Annotated in this window: 16 protein-coding genes and 3 pseudogenes; 8 read left to right on the top strand and 11 right to left on the bottom strand. The window is 47.1% G+C overall.

Annotated features, from left to right (window positions below):
* The 3 genes and pseudogenes from E4V70_RS10600 to E4V70_RS11030 all read left to right on the top strand — a co-directional run.
* A pseudogene (locus tag E4V70_RS10600) lies at nt 1-574 on the top strand (tRNA-guanine transglycosylase); the annotation flags it as partial.
* 70 nt (nt 575-644) lie between these two features.
* Nucleotides 645-806, top strand: coding sequence for a hypothetical protein (locus tag E4V70_RS11035; protein ID WP_232037868.1), 162 nt, complete (start codon nt 645-647; stop codon nt 804-806).
* 187 nt (nt 807-993) lie between these two features.
* Nucleotides 994-1278, top strand: a complete 285-nt coding sequence (locus E4V70_RS11030; RefSeq protein WP_232037867.1) for a hypothetical protein — start codon at nt 994-996, stop codon at nt 1276-1278.
* A gap of 132 nt (nt 1279-1410) precedes the next feature.
* Here E4V70_RS11030 and E4V70_RS10590 read toward each other — a convergent pair whose 3' ends face one another.
* Genes E4V70_RS10590 through E4V70_RS10580 form a run of 3 tightly spaced genes read right to left on the bottom strand, consistent with a single transcriptional unit; the run spans nt 1411 to nt 5887 of the window.
* Nucleotides 1411-2730 (bottom strand): TolC family protein, encoded by a 1320-nt coding sequence (locus E4V70_RS10590; RefSeq protein WP_232037866.1) that lies wholly within the window; start codon nt 2728-2730, stop codon nt 1411-1413.
* Nucleotide 2731: 1 nt separating this feature from the next.
* A complete protein-coding gene (locus E4V70_RS10585) occupies nt 2732-4660 on the bottom strand; it encodes a MacB family efflux pump subunit (protein WP_122863156.1) in 1929 nt (642 codons plus the stop codon).
* 18 nt (nt 4661-4678) lie between these two features.
* Nucleotides 4679-5887, bottom strand: coding sequence for an efflux RND transporter periplasmic adaptor subunit (locus E4V70_RS10580; RefSeq protein ID WP_122863155.1), 1209 nt, complete (start codon nt 5885-5887; stop codon nt 4679-4681).
* Nucleotides 5888-6033: 146 nt separating this feature from the next.
* Here E4V70_RS10580 and E4V70_RS10575 point away from each other — a divergent pair, with 146 nt between their 5' ends.
* The 4 genes from E4V70_RS10575 (at nt 6034) to E4V70_RS10560 (ending at nt 9081) form a co-directional block, all read left to right on the top strand.
* Nucleotides 6034-6945, top strand: a complete 912-nt coding sequence (locus E4V70_RS10575; protein WP_122862883.1) for an AEC family transporter — start codon at nt 6034-6036, stop codon at nt 6943-6945.
* A gap of 63 nt (nt 6946-7008) precedes the next feature.
* Nucleotides 7009-7254: a hypothetical protein gene (locus tag E4V70_RS10570; protein WP_122862882.1), complete on the top strand. Its 246-nt coding sequence runs from the start codon at nt 7009-7011 to the stop codon at nt 7252-7254.
* On the top strand, nt 7254-7916 hold the full coding sequence (locus E4V70_RS10565; RefSeq protein ID WP_122862881.1) for a response regulator transcription factor: 663 nt from the start codon (nt 7254-7256) through the stop codon (nt 7914-7916). The genes E4V70_RS10570 and E4V70_RS10565 overlap by 1 nt, the downstream gene beginning before the upstream one ends.
* A complete protein-coding gene (locus E4V70_RS10560; protein WP_122862880.1) occupies nt 7909-9081 on the top strand; it encodes a sensor histidine kinase in 1173 nt (390 codons plus the stop codon). The genes E4V70_RS10565 and E4V70_RS10560 overlap by 8 nt, the downstream gene beginning before the upstream one ends.
* A gap of 108 nt (nt 9082-9189) precedes the next feature.
* Here the strand turns inward: E4V70_RS10560 and E4V70_RS10555 are convergent, their stop codons facing one another.
* Nucleotides 9190-11970, bottom strand: a complete 2781-nt coding sequence (locus E4V70_RS10555; protein ID WP_122862879.1) for a bifunctional aconitate hydratase 2/2-methylisocitrate dehydratase — start codon at nt 11968-11970, stop codon at nt 9190-9192.
* A gap of 86 nt (nt 11971-12056) precedes the next feature.
* On the opposite strand from E4V70_RS10555, the gene E4V70_RS10550 reads away from it, so the two are divergent.
* Nucleotides 12057-12524, top strand: coding sequence for a methylated-DNA--[protein]-cysteine S-methyltransferase (locus E4V70_RS10550; RefSeq protein ID WP_122862878.1), 468 nt, complete (start codon nt 12057-12059; stop codon nt 12522-12524).
* Between the two features lie 414 nt (nt 12525-12938).
* Here E4V70_RS10550 and E4V70_RS10545 read toward each other — a convergent pair whose 3' ends face one another.
* The 7 genes and pseudogenes from E4V70_RS10545 to E4V70_RS10525 all read right to left on the bottom strand — a co-directional run bounded on the left by E4V70_RS10545 (nt 12939) and on the right by E4V70_RS10525 (nt 21163).
* Entirely contained in the window at nt 12939-13520 is a 582-nt protein-coding gene (locus E4V70_RS10545; protein ID WP_122862877.1) for a hypothetical protein, read from the bottom strand.
* A gap of 22 nt (nt 13521-13542) precedes the next feature.
* Nucleotides 13543-13971 carry an EamA family transporter gene (locus tag E4V70_RS10540; protein ID WP_122862876.1) on the bottom strand — a complete coding sequence of 143 codons (429 nt, stop codon included), beginning with the start codon at nt 13969-13971 and terminating at the stop codon, nt 13543-13545.
* A gap of 186 nt (nt 13972-14157) precedes the next feature.
* A complete protein-coding gene (locus E4V70_RS11265; RefSeq protein WP_390886754.1) occupies nt 14158-14682 on the bottom strand; it encodes a methyl-accepting chemotaxis protein in 525 nt (174 codons plus the stop codon).
* A 654-nt stretch (nt 14683-15336) separates the two neighbouring features.
* Nucleotides 15337-16080, bottom strand: a pseudogene (locus tag E4V70_RS11260) (cache domain-containing protein); the annotation flags it as partial.
* Between the two features lie 219 nt (nt 16081-16299).
* Nucleotides 16300-17466 (bottom strand): methyl-accepting chemotaxis protein, encoded by a 1167-nt coding sequence (locus tag E4V70_RS11255; protein ID WP_414973870.1) that lies wholly within the window; start codon nt 17464-17466, stop codon nt 16300-16302.
* Nucleotides 17467-17529: 63 nt separating this feature from the next.
* Nucleotides 17530-18111 (bottom strand): annotated as a pseudogene (locus E4V70_RS11250) (cache domain-containing protein); the annotation flags it as partial.
* Between the two features lie 493 nt (nt 18112-18604).
* Nucleotides 18605-21163 carry a molybdopterin-dependent oxidoreductase gene (locus E4V70_RS10525; RefSeq protein ID WP_122862873.1) on the bottom strand — a complete coding sequence of 853 codons (2559 nt, stop codon included), beginning with the start codon at nt 21161-21163 and terminating at the stop codon, nt 18605-18607.
* Nucleotides 21164-21201: the final 38 nt, after the last annotated feature.

Raw genomic sequence — 21201 nt, 5'->3', positions numbered from 1 at the left:
ATATTTGGCATAATCCAAGGCGGCACGGACGAGGCGGCGCGTAAATTTTGCGCCGAAGCTCTGTGTGAGATGCCTTTGACGGGCTTGCTATCGGGGGGCTTAGCGTAGGCGAAAGCAACCAGGAGATGTACGACACCGTGCAGGCGTGATGCATACATCGACGCGGCGCGTCCGCGATATCTCATGGGCGTAGGCACCCCAGAGACCTCGTAGAAAACGTAGCTCGCGGCGTGGATATGTTTGACTGCGTGATGCCGACGCGAAACGCTCGCAACGGCACGCTATTTACGAGCTTTGGTAAGATAAATATCAAGTCTGCAAAATTTGCCACAGACCGCGCTCCGATAGATCCAGAGTGCGACTGCTACGCGTGCCAAAACTACTCCGCGCCTATCTTAGCCACCTATACCGCGCGGGCGAGCTGACGTTTTTCCGCTTGGCAAGCCTACACAACTTGCATTATTATCTAAATTTTGATGCGGCAGATGAGAGAAGCGATAATGGCCGGCGAATTTGAAAAAAATTTAGGCGAAATTTCTACGCCAAAACCGGTAAAGATGCGCCGAGCATATAAGGCAAAACCATGAGCGAGCGCGATATCTCGGGGTAACTTTTACGACGAGGAGTGCGAGTACGTCTACCTCGTGACGGACGGCAGCGAACAAAACTATAAATTTATCTTTAAAGATGACAAAATTTACGCCCAGGACGGCAGCGAAAGCGGCACTGAGGAGTTTATCCGCGTAGTAAAAAAGATAACGAGCGAGTTTCGCGCCAAGATCGCCGAGCCACTCCGCCCAGCTTGAAAGCTACGAGAAAATCTACGCGGGCAAGAGGGATTTTACTAAATTTATCAAAAAGCACGCGGTATTAAAATACGAAATACGCAAATTTCAAAATAAAATTTCGCACTTTTACGAGGCTCTAGCGATCTGTCAAAACGAAAGACCGGGGCTTAAAAAACAGCTCAAAAACTACGTCTACGAAGCCGGCGTGCTAAAAAACGCAGCCTGTGAAAACGCCGCCAGGATAGACGATATCTACCGCGCATATACAGAGCCTAAAAAACGACAAAATCAACCGAAACATCTACATCCTCACGCTGCTTTCGGCGCTATTTTTACCGCTAATTTTATCACGGGATTTTTCGGGATGAATACGAACGGGATGTTTTTAGGCGGCTTTCAAAACGGCACGACAATCGTCGCTGGATCTATGCTTGCGCTTTTTGCGATACTAGCGGGGCTGTTTTGTTTTCTAGGCAAACGGCGGGAGTAAATTTGCAAGGTCATTTGCGGCTAGCCAAATTTTAACTAGCCGTCAAATTCGCTGCAAATTTAACGCGCCTCAAAAAAACCGCAAATCATGCGCGCGACATAGTCAAATTACTCCGCTTTTCCAGCTGCCGCTTTATAGATACCGATTTCGTCTTGCAAAAATTTTATATTTTTGAGCTAGCAGGCTGATCCTACCTTCAAGCAGCGAATTTTGGGCCTCCAGATAGTTTTTTAACTCGGTTTTGCCGTAGTCGTATTTGAGCTTATATATGTCGCTGATAGAGCTTAGATTTCGCAAATTTTCGTTTAAATTTCGCAAAACCGCCTCGTCTTTTTGCAGATTTTTATAGCCGGCGTCGATCTCGTTTAGCGCGGTCGTTAGCGTCTGCGCGTAGTTTAGCTTCATCGTCTCAAACTCTAGCTCGGAGATTTTTAACTTTGATTTAAGCTTAGAGTAGTTTAAAAACGGTAAATTTATCGCGATATTTCCGCTTAAGAAATTTAGCTTCAGACCCTCGCTCGCGCTATCTCCGCTACCGCTAAGTCCTACGCCTACCGTGATGCTTGGGTAGAAGTTCTTTTCGCTAACTTTAACCCCCAAAAGCGCCTCTTTGATGCGCGAGATAGCAGCCTGCAAATCAGGACGCGCGCCGATAACGTAAAGCGGCACGTTTAAATTTACGCCCTGCGGCGAGACATCGCTCAAATTTCCGCTCAAATTTAACTCAAACTCGGGCTTAACGTTTAGCAGATTTCTTAGCGTTTTTTCCGCCGCGTCAAGGCTCTTGCTCGCGTTTAAAATTCTATTTTTAGCCGAGATCACCGAGCTTTTTACCTGTTTTAGGCTTAGCTCCTCTTCTTTGCCGAGCTCAAATTTGGCCTTTATGATGGCTTCAAGCTCCTCGTAGTTTTTTAGCGTCTTTTCGTATAGATTTATGCTCTCTTTTTGATATTTCGCTTCAAAATACGCATCCGCGACGGAGTTAATGAGCGCGAGTCTGGCGGCCTCTAGGTCGTATTTGGTCGCGTTTGCTTCCCACATGGCGGCATCTGCGGAGTTTGCGAGCTTGCGCCACAGATCAATCTCGTAGCTTAGCGATACGCCGCTTTTGTAGCTTTCACTCCAGCTGCCGCCCGTTTTTATATTTTTACCAGTTTCCACGCCCAAATTTGCGTTAAAGCTAGGCACGAGATCAGCCTGTAAAACGCCTGCTTGAGCTAGGGCTTTATTTACGGCTATGGCTGATTTTGCCAGATCTATATTATTTTTTAACGCGAGGCTGATTAGCTCGTTTAGGCGCGCTTGGCCGTAGCCCGTCCACCACTCGCGGTTAATCTTTATATCGGCGCTTGCGTCCTCTTTTAGCAAAATTTGCTCATAGTTTTCGTTTATCTGCGTTACCGCGCAGCCGCCAAGCAAAAAGGCGGCTAGGATTATGGAGGTTTTTTTCATTTTATTCCCTTGTTAGAGCGTCGATCGGATTTAGTTTTGAGGCGCTGCGAGCCGGCATATAGCCAAATATCACGCCTATCGCGCTAGAAACCGCAAGCGCTACCACGATAGAAGTCTGCGAAAATATCATCTTTACGCCGGGCGCGAAATTTTCCGCTAGATAGCCGATACCAAATGCCGTCCCGACGCCGATTAATCCGCCGATAAGACACAGTAGTACCGCCTCGATCAAAAACTGCTCGAGGATATTTCCCTGACGCGCGCCGATCGCCATCCTGATGCCGATTTCCTTAGTGCGCTCGGTTACGGAGACTAGCATGATGTTCATCACGCCGATACCGCCCACTAGCAGCGAGATAAAGGCGATACAAGAGATCAGCAGCGTCATGGTTCTAGTAGTCTCCTCGATCGTTTTTTTGATCGTGTCGGAGTTTCTAGTAAAAAAGTCCTTTTTGCCGTGCTTGGCGGTTAAAATTTCCGTTAAACTCTGCTCGGCGATTTGCGCGTTTACGTTATCTTTAACCTTAACCGTGATAGATGATAGGTGCCTATCGCCCGTTAGTTTGTTTATAGCCGCGGTGTATGTAGAAAACGTGCGCAGAGTGCTAGAGTCGGCAAACATATTGTCGTTTTTGGCCACTACGCCGATGATCCTAAATGGGCGTTTGTTAAAAAGCACGGTCTTGCCCAGCGGATCTTCGTTTGCGAAAAACTGCTCCCTAGTTGGCTGATCTATCACGATCACGGACGCCGACTCTGCGACCTCTTGGGCGGTAAATACCCGCCCGGCCTCTACCTTGTAGCCCATGACGTTTAGGCTCTCCTCGCTGCCGCCCCTAATCGTAGCCGAGGCTGATTTGTTGCCGTAGGTGAGCGTGCCGCTAGCGGAGGCGTTTGGCGTCACGCTATCTAGATAGTCTTGCTTAGATAGCATTGCCGCGTCGCTAACGGTCAAATTTCTCACCCGTTCCGAGCGCATATCGCCAAAACCCTTGCCGTTTAGGATATCGATCGTGTTTGTACCGATACCGCGGATATCGGAGAGTATCTGCTCCTGCGAGCCCTGACCTAGCGCTACGACGCAGATGACCGATGTGATGCCGATGATGATGCCAAGCATCGTTAGCGCCGAGCGAAGTTTGTGGCTAAGTATCGCGTTTATCGACATTTTAAAGCTCTCGATAAACTGATCTTTATAAAAGCTAAAGATATTTTTTTGCTTCGGCGACGGTTTTTCGGAGGCGAAAATTTCCTCGCTTTTTACCGTATCGCTCAAAATTTTACCGTCTTTTATCTCGATGATGCGGTTTGCGTATGCGGCGATATTTGGGTCGTGCGTGACGATGATGATAGTGTGGCCTTGCTTGTGTAAATTCGTTAAAATTTCCATCACCATGAGGCCGCTTTTGCTATCTAGCGCGCCCGTAGGCTCGTCTGCTAGGATGATCTCGCCGCCGTTTATGAGCGCTCTAGCGATCGAGACTCGCTGCTGCTGCCCACCGCTAAGTTTATTTGGCAGATTTTGCAGCTTTTCGCCAAGACCGAGCCCTTCTAAAAGCTCGCTCGCTTTTTTATCGCGATCTTTTTTAGAAATGCCCGCATATACGCTAGGCAAAGCTACGTTTTGCAGCGTGGTTAGCGTAGATAGCAGGTTATAGCGCTGAAAGATAAAGCCAAATTTTTCCCTACGCAAACGCGCCAGCTCGTCGCCTTCAAATTTAGATATGTCGCGCTCTTCTAGCAGGTACTGCCCGCCGCTTGGATTATCCAGGCAGCCAAGGATGTTCATGAGCGTGGATTTACCCGATCCGCTTTGTCCGATGATAGCGATAAACTCGCCCTTTTTTATGCTCAAATTTACGTCTTTTAGCGCGTCAAAGGTATTATCGCCGAGCTTAAATTTCTTGCTTAAATTTTTAAGTTCTATCAAATTTTTCAAGACGCTACCTTAAAAGCCCATTCTTCTTTTTTCTTGTTCGAGCATTTCGCTAATTTCAGCCGCCGAGTTTCGCTTCGTCACGACCTCCTCGCCTTCCTCTACTCCGCTTAAAATTTGAGTTTTTAGGCTGTCGGTTAGTCCCGTTTGCACCTCTCTTCGCTCGGCCGTATCTAGCCCGTCTTTATCCTTTTTTAGCACGTAGACTACGCTTTTGCCGTCTTCGTTTTTGACGGCTATCGAGGGCACTATGACGGCGTCTTTAGCGCTATCTAGGATGACGGTATTTTGCGTGGTCATACCGATCCTTAGCGTGCCATCGGCATTATCCACGATAGCTTTGGCGTAGTAGTAGATCGCCGAACTGCTCGAGCTTGAGGCGGTCGAGCCGGAGCTTGTGGTCGTGGTGTATTTGCCGTTGCTTAGCGTGGTTAGCCCCGGATCTATCGAGCTAATACGCGCGTGAAATTTACGATTCGGCTCGGATAGTATCGAGTACTCGACCCTTGAGCCTACCTTTATCTTCGTGATGTCGCCCTCGGCGATCTCCATTTTTAGCTGCACTTTGCTTAGATCTGCGATATTTACGATAGTGGGCGTAGTTTGATTTGAGTTTACGGTTTGACCCTCCTCGACCTGCACGGAGACCACGACGCCGCCTTTTGGAGCGGTGATTTTAGTGTAGCCAAGATCTATCTGAGCGGTGTTTAGAGAGATTTTAGCCTGCACGATTTGCGCCTCAATCTCTTTTAGCGAGGCTTCGTTTGCGGCTAAGGTATTTTTGGCGTTTTCAAACTCCTCTTTTGAGGTTGCGTTTTTAGCAAAAAGCTCTTGCTCGCGCTTAAATTTGGTCTTTGAAATCTCAAGCGCGACTTTGGCCGAATTTAACTTCGCTTCGTAAATCCCAAGCTGCGCTTTTTTGGTATCTACGTTATTTTGCTGGGTCGCGGAGTCGATTTCTGCTATCATGTCGCCGGCTTTTACGACGTCGCCGAGCTTTACGTAGAGCTTTTTGATCTGACCGCCTACCTGTGCGCCTACGTCGATTAGCTCGGTAGCATAGATCTCGCCGTTACTTTCGATACTTTTTACTAGCTCGCCGCGAACGGCTTTTGAGGCGATAAACTGATCGACTTGCGGGACGTTATTCTTATCGTAAAAATAATAGCCCGCACCCGCCAAAATAGCTACGATAACGATAAATTTGATAAATTTCTTCATTTTTCTCGCTTTATTTAATTTAAAATGCGCGATTATATACAAAAATGCGTTAAGGCGATGTTAAGTAATTCAACTAAATTTTATTTTTCTTTAATGCTAGCCGCCGTATAATCGCGTTTTTAAAATTTATAACTCGGATTACGCAAATGTTCACGCAATTATTATCCATTTTTATCATTATCGCTTCGGGCTACGGGGCGAAAAAATTTAAAGTCTTCGAACAAAAAAACGCCTCCGTTTTCATAAACTACGCGCTTTGCTTCGCGCTTCCGGCGCTGATTTTCGATAAAATTTACCACGTAAACATCGACACCACGCTTATCAACGTCATCGCCACGGGTTTTGCTTGTTCAATGCTGGGTGCTGCGGCGATATTTTTGGCGTGCAGATTTTTAAAATTTAACAAAGCCACGACTGTGAGCGCCGTGCTGCTAGGGATGTTTGGAAATACCGTATTTATGGGTATGCCTATCATCAAGGGCTTTTTCGGCGAGGACGCGATGAACGAAGTTATCTTTTACGATCAGTTAGCCACCTCGATCCCGATTAGCATTTTTGGGCCTTTTATCCTGGCTTTCGGCGCTCCGGCGAAGGTTTCGCTCGTGCAAAACGTTATGAAAGTGATCAAATTTCCCCCTTTCGTCGCGCTTATTTTGGGCTTTTTGCTTCGCGGCTTTCCGCTTCCAAAGGTGCTATTTGACGCGCTTACGCTTTTTGCGCAAAGCGTCGTTCCGGTAGCTCTTTTTGCGATAGGCATCGGACTTGGATTTAGGAGCATCAAGAGCTGTTACAAATCAACGGCCGTGGTAATCGCGGGCAAGATGCTGCTAGCGCCTTTTATTTTTATATTAGTCACGATAGTTTTGGGCGTAAATTTCGGTCAAATTTGGATGATAGGCATATTACAGTGCGCCATGCCGCCGATGGTGCTAGCAAGCGCGATGATCATGAAAGCAGAGCTTGATAGCCAGCTAGCAGTAGCTGCCGTAGCCGTGGGAGTGGCGTTTAGCTTTATTAGCCTGCCGCTTTTATCGTACGTTTTTAGCCTGATGGCATAAATTCACGCTCGTTTCACGTTTCTTGGCTAAACTTCCATCATAAATTTTCTTAAAGGAGATGCTATGAAAAAGTTAGCTTTAGTTGCGCTTAGCGCGTTGTTCGTTACAGGTTCTATCTTTGCCGCCGAGATGAAAGGCGATATGATGGAGAAAAAAGATACCATGATGGAAAAGAAGGACGCCATGATGGAGAAAAAAGACGATATGATGATAAAAAAGGATGAAATGAAGGGCGACATGAAAGAGATGAAAGACGATATGGGTAAAAAGAAAGACAATATGAAAGACATGAAAAAGGATAAGATGTAATGACGCAAATTTTGCTCGTAGAGGACGATGAGACGCTAAGCGAACTCATCAGCGAGTATCTGAGCGAACAAGGCTACGACGTGACCGTTCGCGCCGATGCTAAAGCAGCTCTAGATACCGCCTACGAGCGAAATTTTGATATCCTCATCCTCGACGTCAAGCTACCTAAAGGCGACGGTTTCTCCCTTTTGCGCGAACTTAGGCGGCTTGGCGACGACACGCCTGCGATCTTTACCACTTCGCTAAACGCGCTGCAAGACCTAGAAATCGGCTACAAAAGTGGCTGCGACGACTACCTAAAAAAGCCGTACGAGCTAAAAGAGCTTTTGCTTCGTATTCAAATTTTAATCAAGCGCAAATTTTCTCACGTAAATGACGAATTTATCGAGCTTAACGACGGATATAAATTTTATCCAAGCTCCAAAACGCTCCGGCAAAACGGACAAATCGTAAACCTCTCAAACAAAGAAAGCGAGCTTTTGGCGCTATTTTTGGAAAATAAAAACGCGCTGCTGAGCAAAGAGACGATATTTGAGAAAATTTGGAACTACGGCGAAGAGCCCAGCGAGCTGAGCCTGCGAGTTTACGTCAAAAACTTACGCCGCATTTTAGGCAAGGACGCGATCATAAATAGGCGCGGCGACGGATATATCTATGTCTGAGCGCTCCGCCGTTATAGCTAAAATCCTCTCGCTTTATCTCATCACTAGCGCCCTATTTTTGGGATATTTTTTTACGAACGACTATAAGATGAAAAAGGAAGCCCTCATCTCAAACGAGGTAAAAAATCTAAAAGAGATCAAGATGGGTATCTATATGAAAGCGCGTATGGACGGGCTTGGCGCAGTAAAAAGCTTTACCGCCGAAAAAGACGTCAAAGCCTGCATCGTAGCTAAAAGCGGTCAAATTTTATACGGCGAGGCGGGCTGCGCTAAATTTGACGACGCCCAGAGTAGCACGGTCGTATCAGACGGCAAGGTGACGATATTTGAGGCTTTGCAAAATATGGACGAAGGCGGCGCGGACGAGCTAGCCACGGCAAAGATCGCGCTAAGCGGTAAAAATGTCACGAGCGAGCTAAATTTGCTTCGACTGCGTACGGCGCTAAATTTGCTTATCGTTTTAGGCGTCATCATGATAATCGCCTTTTATCTAGCAAAGACCGCGCTAGCGCCGCTTCACGCCAAGATCGCCGCGCTAAATCGCTTTATCAAAGACTCTACTCACGAGTTAAACGCGCCCCTTAGCGTCATACTTATGAGCATCGAAACGGCAGATAAAAGTAGCCTAAGCCAGAGAAATTTAAAGCGCCTAAACAACATCCAAATCGCCGCCAAAACGCTAAGCCGTACCTATGAGGACCTAACGTATTTATCCTTTGGCGCCTCACGCTCCGCACCAAAAGAGGAGCTAAATTTGAGAGACATTTTAAATGAGCGACTCGAATTTTTTGCTCCGTTTTTTGCTAAACGGGGGCTTGATTTAAGGCTAAATTTAAAAGACGCTCTCATAAATGCAAACGGCTATGAGCTAAAACGCGCGGTAGATAACCTACTAAGCAACGCCGTAAAATACGCAAACCAAGGCGGCTACGTCGCGGTTAGTTTGCAAGACGGCGAGCTAAAAATCTCAAATAGCGGCGAGGGGTTAAGCAAAGAGCAGCAAGATAAAATTTTCGAGCGATACACGCGGTTTAACGAAGACCAAGGCGGCTTTGGCATAGGGCTAAATTTAGTTAAAAGAGCCTGCGAAAACAACGCTATATCCGTAGCCTGCGAGAGCGAATCCGGCAAAGAAACTACCTTTACGCTTAGGTGGACTCATTAAATTTGACGATTTTAAGGATGCACGTTTGGCTAGATAAAATTTGCGAAAAAGCCAGCCGTAAAAACAGCCTAGCTTTATCCGCAAATTTTACCCGAGCAACCAAATTTGCTAAATTTTAAAATTTTCTATCTCATTAAAATTTAGATACCGATAGATCTGTGCCTCTTTGCCCGCAAGCTTTTGGGGCACTATGCTCATGTATTCAGAGATGCTAGGTAGCCTGCCTAGCACGGCGCAAACGGCCGCTAGCTCGGCGCTGCCTAGATACACGCGCGCGCCCATGCCCATTCGGTTATCAAAATTTCTCGTTGAGGTTGAAAACACGGTCGCGCCGTCGTTCACGCGGGCTTGATTGCCCATGCAAAGCGAGCATCCAGGCACCTCCGTGCGAGCACCCACCGCGCGGAAGATATCGTAGTAGCCCTCCTTTTCTAGCAGTACCTGATCCATCTTTGTTGGCGGCGCGATCCAAAGGCGAGTGGGCAGCGTCCCAAGCCCCCGCAGAGCCTCGCCTAGCGCGCGGTAGTGGCCGATATTGGTCATACAACTACCCACAAACACCTCGTCGATCTTATGCGGGCGCGAGCTATCGGCTAGCACTTCGCTCAGAGTCGCGACGTCGTCGGGGTCGTTCGGGCAGGCTAGGATGGGTTCTGTTATCTCATCCAAATTTATCTCAATCACCTCGGCGTAGCGCGCGTTTTTATCGGCTCGCAGCAAGCTAGGCGCCGCTAGCCACTCGCGCATTTTCGCCGCACGGCGCTCTAGGCTAGCCCTACTTTCGTAGCCCGCCTCTATCATGGCCTCGATGAGAGCGACGTTTGAGCGGACGTATTCGGCGACGCTCTCGATACTCAAATTTACCGCGCAGGCCGCTGCAGAGCGCTCGGCAGAAGCGTCGCTTAGCTCAAAGGCCTGCTCGACTTTTAGCTCCTCCAGCCCTTCAATCTCTAAAATTTTACCCGCAAATACGTTTTTCTTGCCCTTCTTTTCGACGGTGAGCAGCCCGCGCTTGATCGCGTAGTAGGGGATCGCATTTACTAGATCGCGCAGCGTCACGCCCTTTTGTAGCCGCCCGCTAAATCGCACGAGCACGGACTCTGGCATATTTAGCGGCATAGCCCCAGACACCGCCGCAAACGCTACCAGTCCGCTACCCGCAGGAAAGCTCACGCCAATAGGAAACCGCGTATGGCTGTCGCCGCCCGTGCCCACGGTATCTGGCAGTACCATGCGATTTAGCCACGAGTGTATGACGCCGTCGCCCGGCCTTAGGCTCACTCCGCCGCGCGAACTCATAAATTTAGGCAGCGTCCTTTGCGTCTCGAGGTCGCTAGGCTTTGGATACGCCGCCGTGTGACAAAAGCTCTGTAACACGAAATCAGCTGAAAATCCAAGACTAGCCAGCTCTTTGATCTCGTCGCGCGTCATCGGTCCGGTGGTGTCCTGCGAGCCTACAGTGAGAGTCGCCGGTTCGCAGTATTGCCCGGCTCTGATACCCTGCACGCCGCAGGCCTTGCCCACGATCTTTTGAGCTAGCGTGTATCCCTCGCTCTCGTCCGTTTGCGGCTGCGCGGGCCTTGCGAATATATCCTCCGCGCCTAAATTTAGCGCCGCTCTGGCCTTAGCGCAAAGCGAGCGGCCGATGATGAGCGGTATACGCCCGCCCACTCTGATCTCGTCAAATATGGTGTTTGGCGCAAGCGTAAAACGAGCGACCGGCTCGCCTTCGGGCTTGGCAGCTGTGTCCAAATTTGCCTCGTCCGCCTCGTACTCGAATTTGCCGCCGTTTTTGTCACCGTAAATTTGAACCGCGTCAAATTTACCCTCGGCGCTCAAATTTACCCGCCCGACGCGCAACATCTCGCCCGCATACGGGTAGATATCCACGACGTCGCCCGTTTCTAGCGCGCTTACGTCGGCTACTATCGGCAGTGCGCCGCTATCCTCGGCGGTGTTGAAAAATATCGGCGCGATCGCCGTGCCTATCACGATGCCGCCCGTTTTTTTGTTCGGCACGCCCTCTATCTCGCGCCCGAGGTGCCACTGGATGGAGTTTATGCCGCTTTTTCGGCTACTGCCCGTACCCACGACGTCGCCTGCGTAGACGACTTCTAGCCCGCTTTTTTTAAGCTCGCGGATCGCTTCTAGGCTGCCCGGCTGACGCTTAACTAGCATCGCGTTTGCATGCAGCGGGATGTCTGAGCGCGTGTATGCCTCGCTAGCGGGACTTAGATCGTCGGTGTTGGTTTCGCCGGCGACCTTAAATATGACCGCTCTAATGCGTCGCGGCAGGCTCTCGCGCGCCCTAAACCACTCCGCTTCCGCCCACGAGCGCAAGACCTCTAGCCCAAATTTATTGCTTTTAGCAAGCTGCGCTACGTCGTTAAAATAATCATGCACGAAAATCGTCTCTTTTAGCACGTTACAGGCGGCCTGAGCTACGGCCTCGTCGGCGTTTTTTAGGCTTTCAAGCAGCACTATGACGCTGTATCCGCCAAGCATCGGCCGCAGCAAATTTACGGCGGCGATTTTATCAAGGCCGCTTATCTCAAGCCCGTGATTTATAATCTCGTTTAAAAACTCCGCCTTTACCTTCGCCGCGTCGTCTACGCCCGGATTTACGCGATTTGCGAGTAAATTTACGAGCCGCTTTATCCTCTTTTGATTTTCATCTAACCTTGCGGCGATAATCGCTTCGCCCTCGCTGCCCGGCTCCATCGGTGGCACGCGTCCTGAAAGTAAGCCTAGATACTCCCTCTCGTGCACACTTTCAAGCTTTAAAAGCTCGCAAACTTTTCTGGTCTGCTCCTCGTTTAGCGGTAGCGGCGGCACGCCTAGGGCCTCGCGCTCTTTTACGTGCTTTTCGTACTGCGTGAAAAAGTCCATCGTTTATCCTTATTAAAATTTACGTAATTTTAGCAAAACAAAGCGAAATTTGGCTAAATTTAAGCACTTGATTTTAAGGAATTACGATGCAAAAAGCGTATTTTGACTCGCCTATCGGCGTTTTGGAGATTTGCGGCGACGAGAGCGGAGTTTGCGAGCTAAATTTCGTGCGAGATTTTGTCCGTACGGACGTAACGGATGCAAATTTAAAGCTCTGTTTAAGCGAGCTTGAAAGGTATTTTAAAGGCGAACTTAAAACCTTTAAAACGCGGCTAAATATCGGCGGCACGGCATTTCAAAGGTGCGTTTACGAAAATCTGCAAAAGATCGCTTACGGGCAGCGCGTGACGTACGCCCAGCTGGCAGCGATGACGGGGCGGCCGAAGGCGTTTCGCGCGGCAGGCTCGGCAAACGCAAAAAACAAAATCCCCGTCATCGTGCCCTGCCACAGAGTCGTCGCCTCAAACGGCCTTGGCGGATACAGCGGCGGCGAAGGGCTAGCGACTAAAATTTGGCTTTTGGAGCATGAAGCGAAATTTAAAGACAAAGCTTAGCGTCTTTAAAATTTAACAGTGCAATTCGTCCAAACAAGCACAAATTTGACGGCTTAATTTTAGTTAAGCTCAAACCTGACTACACGAAGTACGGCACCGTTTTTAGTCGGCAAAACGCGAGGTAAATTTGCCGACTAAACCGAGCAAATTTACTAAAGTCTAAATCTAGCAAGCAAATAAACTCAGCCCGTTTCAAAACTCAAATTTAAATACAAAGTCGCCGGTAAATTTGAGGCGAAAATCTATCCGCAAAAAAGTTAAAAATAAATTTAAACCGCAAACAAAAATGCAAATTTGGCTCAAAACCGCGCCGCTTTGGCTTTTTGCGCCGTCTTGCTGGATAGTAAAATTTATCATCCAAAACCCCGCTCAAAAAACATCAGCCAAAAACATCTCTTAAGCCGGCGCAAACCGCTAAAATTTATTATTTTTGCCCTTGGCTTGCGTGAGATCCCTACGATTTAAAAACCATACTATAAATAGAAAAAAGGCGGCTATTTTTAAGCATGCGTAGATTGAATCCATGCGTCTCTGTGGCGTTTGCAGTTCATCTTCGTAGCTATATTTGACGTAAACCTTACCCGCATCGTCTTCTAGCTGCAAAATTCTATTTCCTAGCGGCACTACCTTGCTATATATAACCGCCCTCTTTTTTATGAGCGGTCTATACGACTCGTCATCTCTGCTATCTATGTAGTATGACACCGCTGAGCCGTCATCCAGCCTCAGTTTTAGCTTTCCGTCGCCTTTTAGACCGTAGTTTGCAGACTCCACCGTCCCTACGTTTTTCGTTAGTTCGTTTAGCGGTTTAAAATCGCTATAAAAAATCATATCCTTGATAGTAAATACGATCAAAGTAAGACACAAACCGACCATAGCCATCAAAAATGCCGAAAAGATACTTCTTAAGGCAGAGCCGTTACCGTAGTAAAATCCCCTTTTTATAAAAACTACGTATAAATATGAGTTTTTGATTTTTTCTTTAAATTTCTCCAAATTTAACTCCCATTACTTGATACTATTTATCCGCAAAAACTAGCGTAAATGCGCCGCTAGCAATCAGCGCGATACCGATCCACTCTCTAAAGCTCGGGCGCTCGCCTAAAAATATAACAGCAAAAATGACGACCAAAACGACGCTAAGCTTATCTATGGGCGCTACCTGCGACGCAGAACCCATCTGAAGCGCTTTAAAATACGCCAACCACGACGCGCCGGTAGCCAGTCCGCTAAGCGTCAAAAATAGCCAGTTTCGCGCGCTTAGCTCGCCAAGCGGCTGCCACTTTTTAGCATATGTGAGAAACAAAACCAAAGCTGCTGCGATAACGAGCGTCCTGATAAAAGTCGCGAAATTTGAGTCTATACCCTCAAGCCCGACTTTGGCGAAAATCGCCGTAAGCGCGGCAAAAACCGCCGAAGCTAACGCCCATAAAGCCCACTCTTGCATGATTTATCCTTTGCAAAATTATAGTCAAATTTTACGGCAAATTTAACTCAAAAGGAAACAAAATTTAAAATAAAAAATAAGAGAAAGCTGCAAAGCGGTTAAATTTACTAGCGCCTTGCAGTCAAAATAAAAGGAGTCAAATCAAAACGGCAAGCCAAATTTATCCAAACTTGCCGTTTTGATGGATTAAAATTTCTTTTTCCTAACGTCTTCTACGATAGCTTTTGCCATGTTGTCCACTTCGCTAGTTACCCTGCTCGTGGCGTTGGCTATATTAACGTTTTGTTTAGTGAGCTCATCGACCTGGGCAATGCTTTGATTTATCATATTTATAGCTTCGCTTTGCTCTTTGATGTTTTCGCTCATCTCGTTGATCCCTTGAGCCAGGACGTTTGTGTTGGCTTCGATTTCGCCGAGACTCTTTTGCGTGCGTTCGGCTAGCTTTCTAACCTCGTCGGCCACGACGGCAAAGCCGCGTCCGTGCTCGCCTGCGCGCGCCGCCTCGATGGCTGCATTAAGTGCTAGTAAATTCGTCTGATCGGCGATGTCGCGGATGATCACGATGATATGCTTGATCTCATCGCTTTGCCTAATGACGTCGACGGTTTTTTGACTAATAGCGTTCATCGAGCTACTCATCTGCTCTACGGCTGCGGCGCTTTCTTGGAGAGAATTTGACTGCGTGCTAGCGCCCTGAGCTACTTGCTTCATGGATTCGTCTAGCATATGGACTTTTTCTTCTAAAATTTGAGCTTTTTCTAGGTTAAACGCGAGCATACCGGCTATCTCTTCGCCAAGTTCGTTCGTAACGAGCTCGACGTCGCCTTTGGCGTCTGCGATCCTTGACGTGAAATCAGATTTTCTAAAATCGTTAAAAGCTTTTTGGATCACGTTTAGATCGCTACCGACTTTGTGCTCCAAAACATCTAGCATTTTATTTAAAACGTCTTTTAGCTCGACTAGTTTCGGGTTGGCCGGGTTGTCGGTTATCCTAGCTCTTAAATTTCCGTTTTCTATCTGCTTTGCGGCCTCTACGGACTGAGATACCGCTCTGGCGTCTTGGCTAGCGTTGTCGCAAATTTTAGCTATATTGTCGTTTATCAGCTTGCTCATTACGCCGAATTCGTCTTTTGTGTTTACTTTTGAAACGACGGGCTCTTTTGTCTCGAAATTTAAAAATTTAAAGAAGCTGATCAAAGCGCTAGTGATCGTATTGATCGGGCTAAGCGATCTTTTGAGCAAGAAATGCACGATCGCAGATAAGACGAATATAAATATAGCGGCCAAGATAAGCTGAATCTTTAAGATAGGCAAGGTGTGCGTGCTAAAGATATTTTGATCCATCGCCGTTACCGCGAACCAGCCTTTATCGTTTAGCTCAAGCATATAGGCGTAAACGTCCTCACCCTTGCTATTTTTATATGCTATCAGTCCATTTTCGTCAAATTTCTTTTCTTGATATTGTTTGATTATGCTTTTAACTATGTCGTTAGGCTTGCCGACTAGATCTTTGTTTGGGTGTATGATAACATTGCTATTTTGATCGACGACGAAAGCGTAGCTATATGCGGTTTTGCTGATTTGAGATATATTATCGCTTAGCGCCTCGATAGACGCGTCTATACCGGTCACTCCGACGTTTTTGATAGGTGCGGCAAATGTTATAACCATCGCATTTAACGAAGCGGCCATATATGGATCGGTATACGTCGGCCTGCCTTCGGCTTTAGCTTGTTTGTACCAGCCTCTCACCCTCGGATCGTATCCTGCTTTATTTTGGCCGTTTGATCTAAACATAGCCCCGTCCTCATATCCGGCATAAATGAGAGCGATCTCTTTTCCGGATACGGCTTTTGCCTGAGATAAAGCGAAATTTATACCGTCCGCGTTTCTTTCGCCGTCGCTTTTTTCGCCTATTTTAGCTAGACTCTCGGCCATCTTTTCTATGGCGTATTGATTGCTCTCAAAAAAGTTAGTCAACATGACTTTAACGTCTTTTAAAATTTGCTTTTGAGTTTGAATCACTAGGTCTACGGTTTTATTATGAGCCGTATTGTAACTAGCTAAAGATATCGCCGAAAACGATATAAAAAGCGCCAAGATGAGCATCAACGATATTTTATTTGCGATTGAGCGCATTTACTTTCCCTTTATTAAAAGTTTAATACGCGATTTTATAACTTTTTGTATTAAATGTTACTAATCTCGGAATAGTAAATTAAATATTAAATAATAATTTAAGGTTTTGATTTTTTTATTTTATTGCGGTTAAATTAGTAATAAAATTCAAATTTAGGAGCCAAAGCTCCCAAATTTGATATTAAAAAATTAAAATTTATTTTTTCTCACGTCTGCGACGATATTTTTAGCCATGTCGTCGATCTGTGATGTGATCTCGTTTGTGGTATTAACGATGCCGATATTTTGCTTCGTGATATCGTCAATCTGGCTCACACTTTGATTTATCATATTGATGCCTTCGCTTTGCTCTCTGATGCTCTCGCTCATCTCGTTGATGCTTTGAGCCAGTACGTTTGCGTTAGCCTCGATTTCGCCGAGCGATTTTTGAGTGCGTTCGGCTAGCTTTCTAACCTCATCGGCAACGACGGCGAAGCCCCTACCGTGCTCGCCCGCGCGAGCCGCCTCGATAGCTGCGTTTAGAGCTAGCAAATTCGTCTGATCGGCGATATCTCGGATGATCACGATGATGTTTTTGATCTCTTCGCTTTGTCTCATGACGTCGCCTGTTTTTTGACTGATGGCATTCATTGAGCTGCTCATCTGCTCGATCGCGGCCGCACTCTCGTCGATCGCGCTTGCTTGTTTGCTTGCGCCTTGCGTTAGCTCCCTCATGGAGTCAGCGAGTATTTTTGCTTTCTCTTCGAGACTTTGAGCTTCGCTTAGATTTTCTCTTAGCATGTTGCACACCGCATCGCCTGCGCTTTGCAGTCCCAGCATCATATCGCGCAGGTCGCTTTCGATGTCGTCTTTTATATCCACGCGGGATGTATAGTCGTTTTTATTGTATGCGTTTAGCACCGCGGCGATATCTTTTAAATTTGACGAGATAGAGGCAAAGAAGCGGTTTAACAGCTCTTTTAGCTCGACTAGCGCAGGGTTGTTAGGCGTCTGGGCGATCTTGGCGCCGAGATTTCCTCTGATCATCTTGTTTGCTACGCCGTTTAGCTCGTCGATCATCGCGCTATCTTTTTTGATACCGTCAATGACTTTGTCGATGTTTTCGTTTATGGCGTAGCTCATTAGTCCAAATTCGTCTTTTGTAGTAACTTTTAGTTTATCGGGAGCTTTTTGCGTCTCGTAAGTGATAAATTTAAACGTGTCGTCAAGCTTTTCTTGGATAGTTTTTATCGGGCTTAGAGATTTTTTAAGCAGTACGTAAACAAATAGCGAAAGCGCGATGATAAACACCGTAGCTAGCACAAGCTGAGCTTTTAAGAGCGGCAAGGTGTTGCTAGAAAAGGTATCCGCGCCGATAGCGGCAACTACTAGCCAGCCTTGTTCGTTGATAGGTATAAGCTTGGCTGTTACATTTTCGCCTTTGTAGTTGACGTATGGGATCAGGCCGTTTTCGTCAAATCTTTTTGCTGCGTATTCTTCCGCTAAATATTTACTCGCGGGGACGGTTTTCCCTACATTTGAGGGATCGCTATGCATTAGTATTAGACCGTCTTTATTCATCACGTAAACGTAACCGTATTCGGTCTTGCCCATATCAAGGATTTTTTTACTTAGAGCGTCGATCTGGATATCAAAACCGATCGCGCCTACAAATTTGCCGTCCTTTACGACCGGTGCGGCAAAACTTATAACCAGCGCGTTATACGTAGCGGCTTTATAAGGCTCAGTATAGATGGGCTTGTTTGCGGCTTTTGCTTCCATATACCAGCCGCGTTTACGAGGGTCGTAGTTGTCTTTTTCCGGAGTTAGTCTAGTGCCGTCCGATTGAAAAAAATATCCATCGTCTTCGCGGCCGTAAAATACAAACGAAACCAAAGAGTTTGCATTGTCTTTTTGAAATTTAGTCTGCGCCATGTAGGCATCGCCATCATTATCCGTCTTTGCTACTGCCTGGGCGATTTTGTTCGCAACCTCCATGTAGTCGTGAAAAAACGAATCCATGACCGCGTCGACGTCTTTTAAAATTTGAGCCTGATTTTGGCTAACGAGCTGAACGACCTTGTTCTCGGCCGTATAATAACTAACCGCCGAAATAGCGGCAAACGAAACAATCAGCGCGACGATGAGCATCAACGCGATCTTATTCGTGATAGAACGCATTTTCTCTCCTTATATTTTTTCTTAAAATTAAAAAATTATTCTACTACTTTCAAAGTTAAATAAAATTGAAATTTAGCATAAACTTAGCTTTAAAAGCAAAATTTGATCCAAATTTATACAAGTCTGCGAATGAAAATATAAAAATCCCGTTTAAAGCGGCAAAAACGGGGTAAAAAGGGGTAAATTTGTATAAAGAAACGGTATAAATTTAATCCAAATTTATATAGTTACGAGTCAAATTTAACGGTTAAATTTTAAACGCCTCGCCGAGTCAAATTTAACCCGGCGAGGTTTTATCAAATTTAAGCTGCAGATTTTAGTTCGCGGCTTAAATTTAAGCGAATTTCGGATCGCTAAACGCCGTTAGCTCAGGCGCCTTGCCCGTAAATTTCTCGATATTTACAAGCGCAGTGTGGCTGATGTTACCGTTTCCTAGCTTGCTAGTCGGGATATCTATGGTTAGGACGTTTGGCGAGCCGTTTTTGCAAAGACCCGCGTCAAATCCGTCGTACCATACGCCCTCAGCAAGCTTCACGACGCCCTCTTTGATATCTTGCGTCACGTATGCGCCCGCTAGCACTTCGCCGCGCGCGTTAAATACCCTAACCAAATCGCCCGTTTTGATACCTTTTTTCGCGGCGTCTTTAGGGTGTATCCAGATCGGCTCGCGGTTTGCGATCGCGTAGTTTACGCGCAGAGAGGTTTGGTTTAGCTGCGAGTGGAGGCGATCGGTCGGATGCGGGCTTAGCATGTGTAGCTCGGCAGGTTTATCTTTCATGCCTAGCCACTCGATCGGCTCAAACCACATCGGATGCGCTTTGCAGTCGTCATAGCCCATTTTCTCGATGGTTTCAGAGTAAATTTCGATTAGGCCGCTTGGCGTTCCTAGAGGATTTAGCACCGGATCCTCTCTAAACTCGCCAAATCTCACCCACATATCGCTCTCAGGCGTCGAGGCAAAAGTTACCGGCTTATTTTCATTCCAAAACTCCTCAAATGGCTTCATATCGGTTTCAAAATCAGGTATGGCTTTAACCTGCTCGTACGCCGCGCCGTAGTACTCCTTAATCCAGTCAAATTCGTCCTTGCCGTTGTCGGTGTAGGCTACGACTAAATTTTTAGCGTATGCCTTGCAAAGATCGACGAAAATTTGATAATCGTCACGCGCTTCGCCGTATTTTTCCACGACTTGCTTCATCGGCACTATGTTCATATTCGAGTAGTCGCCCGTCATCGTGACGTCGTTGCGCTCGTACGCCGTAGTAGTCGGGAATACAATATCAGCCATCTTAGCCGTCGGAGTCCAGTAAGCTTCGTTTACGACTACCGTGCGAGGTTTGCGCCACGCTTCTAGCAGGCGGTTGGTCTCTTGATGATGAGCAAAAGGATTGCCGCCGACCCAGTAGATAAAGTCGATATCCGGATACGTTATTTTCTTGCCGTCGTGATCGATCACTTTGCCAGGATTTAGCAGAGCGTCCGCGATACGAGCGACGGGGAATGCATAGTTTGTCGCCTTTTGCAGCCAGCTTTGACCCGTACCCGCAACCGCTGCAGCCTTAGCAACGAAGCGGCCGTTTGCGTCAAATTCTCCGCTATCGGTACCGATAAACTCGCCCTCGTCGTTAAATTTACCCACGCTTGCGCTATTTACGCCGCCGATGACTGCGCCTTTGCAAGTCGGAGCGCCGCCGTTTGAGTAGTGGTAGCTAAGGCCAAAACCTCCGCCCGGAAGCCCGATCTGTCCTAGCATAGCCGCCAAAGTTACCATCGCCCAGTGCGGCTGCTCGCCGTGATGCGCGCGCTGCATACCCCAACCGCTCATTATCATCGTGCGGTTAGCGCAGAAAGTGTCCGCAAGCTCTTTTATGAGGCTTGCTTTTAGGCCGCAAATTTTGCTTGCCCACTCCAAATTTTTAGGCGTGCCGTCGGTTTTACCGAGCAGATACGGCAGGAATTTATCAAAGCCACTCGTATAGGTTTCGATGAAGTTTTTATCGTATTTGCCGCTCTCGTATAGGTAGTGCATCATGCCTAGCATCATCGCAGTGTCGGTGTTTGGCACCGGAGCGATCCACTCGGCCTTATCAAAGTACTGCGCCGTTTCGCTTCTTATAGGGTCGATTATTATGACTTTTATGTCGCTGCGTTTTTTTAGCTCTTCAAAGTACTTAAAGCCCTGCTCGTCGGTGCTTGTCCACGCTATGCGAAGGGTTGCCACCGGGTTTGCACCCCAAATGACGACTACTTTTGAGTTTTCTAGTACCACAGGCCAGCTGGTCTGCTGCTCATATACCTCGATGCTGCCCACGACGTGAGGCATGATGACCTGGCTAGCTCCCGTAGAATAATCGCCCAGAGACCCCACGAATCCGCCGCTAAGGTTCATAAATCTATGAAGTAAAATTCTCGAGTTATGCACGTTACCGCTTGATTTCCAGCCGTAGCTACCCGCAAACACGCCCTCTAGCCCCTTTTGCTTTCTAGTCTTTTTTAGCTCTCTAGCTACTAGTTTTATCGCGTCTTCGTAGCGTACGCGTACCCAGCCGTCCTTACCTCTTAGCTCAGGCTTTGGCGAATCCGGATTTTCTAGGTAGCTTTTGCGTACCATTGGGTATTTTATACGTGATTTATAGACCATATCGGCGGTGTAGTGCTGCAGCGGATTATACACTTCGCTCGTTTTTTGAAACGGCTCTGATTTTACGATCTTGCCGTCTTTGACGCTAACTTTTAGCATGCCCCAGTGAGCAGCTGTTAGCACCTCGCCGTTACGTACGTTTGCCGTATTTAGCTCGGCGCCGAGTAAATTTGACGCCGTTACGCTAGAAAACAAAGGAGCTGCCGCAAGAGCCGCTCCGCCTTTTAATACATTTCGTCTTTGTAGGTTCATTTTTCTCTCCTATTTTTATTTCTCGGTCGAATAAAATC

Origin of the sequence: Campylobacter showae, from assembly GCF_900699785.1 — a bacterium.
Lineage (GTDB): Bacteria > Campylobacterota > Campylobacteria > Campylobacterales > Campylobacteraceae > Campylobacter_A > Campylobacter_A showae_D.
This window is presented reverse-complemented; position numbering and strand designations above follow the sequence as displayed.

What these genes read in the sequence shown, in the direction of transcription:
- E4V70_RS10590 (WP_232037866.1), bottom strand. Translation starts at nt 2,730, where the DNA reads ATGAAAAAAACCTCCATAATCCTAGCCGCCTTTTTGCTTGGCGGCTGC.
- E4V70_RS10580 (WP_122863155.1), bottom strand. Translation starts at nt 5,887, where the DNA reads ATGAAGAAATTTATCAAATTTATCGTTATCGTAGCTATTTTGGCGGGT.
- E4V70_RS10575 (WP_122862883.1), top strand. Translation starts at nt 6,034, where the DNA reads ATGTTCACGCAATTATTATCCATTTTTATCATTATCGCTTCGGGCTAC.
- E4V70_RS10570 (WP_122862882.1), top strand. Translation starts at nt 7,009, where the DNA reads ATGAAAAAGTTAGCTTTAGTTGCGCTTAGCGCGTTGTTCGTTACAGGT.
- E4V70_RS10565 (WP_122862881.1), top strand. Translation starts at nt 7,254, where the DNA reads ATGACGCAAATTTTGCTCGTAGAGGACGATGAGACGCTAAGCGAACTC.
- E4V70_RS10560 (WP_122862880.1), top strand. Translation starts at nt 7,909, where the DNA reads ATGTCTGAGCGCTCCGCCGTTATAGCTAAAATCCTCTCGCTTTATCTC.
- E4V70_RS10555 (WP_122862879.1), bottom strand. Translation starts at nt 11,970, where the DNA reads ATGGACTTTTTCACGCAGTACGAAAAGCACGTAAAAGAGCGCGAGGCC.
- E4V70_RS10550 (WP_122862878.1), top strand. Translation starts at nt 12,057, where the DNA reads ATGCAAAAAGCGTATTTTGACTCGCCTATCGGCGTTTTGGAGATTTGC.
- E4V70_RS10540 (WP_122862876.1), bottom strand. Translation starts at nt 13,971, where the DNA reads ATGCAAGAGTGGGCTTTATGGGCGTTAGCTTCGGCGGTTTTTGCCGCG.
- E4V70_RS11265 (WP_390886754.1), bottom strand. Translation starts at nt 14,682, where the DNA reads ATGAAGCAAGTAGCTCAGGGCGCTAGCACGCAGTCAAATTCTCTCCAA.
- E4V70_RS10525 (WP_122862873.1), bottom strand. Translation starts at nt 21,163, where the DNA reads ATGAACCTACAAAGACGAAATGTATTAAAAGGCGGAGCGGCTCTTGCG.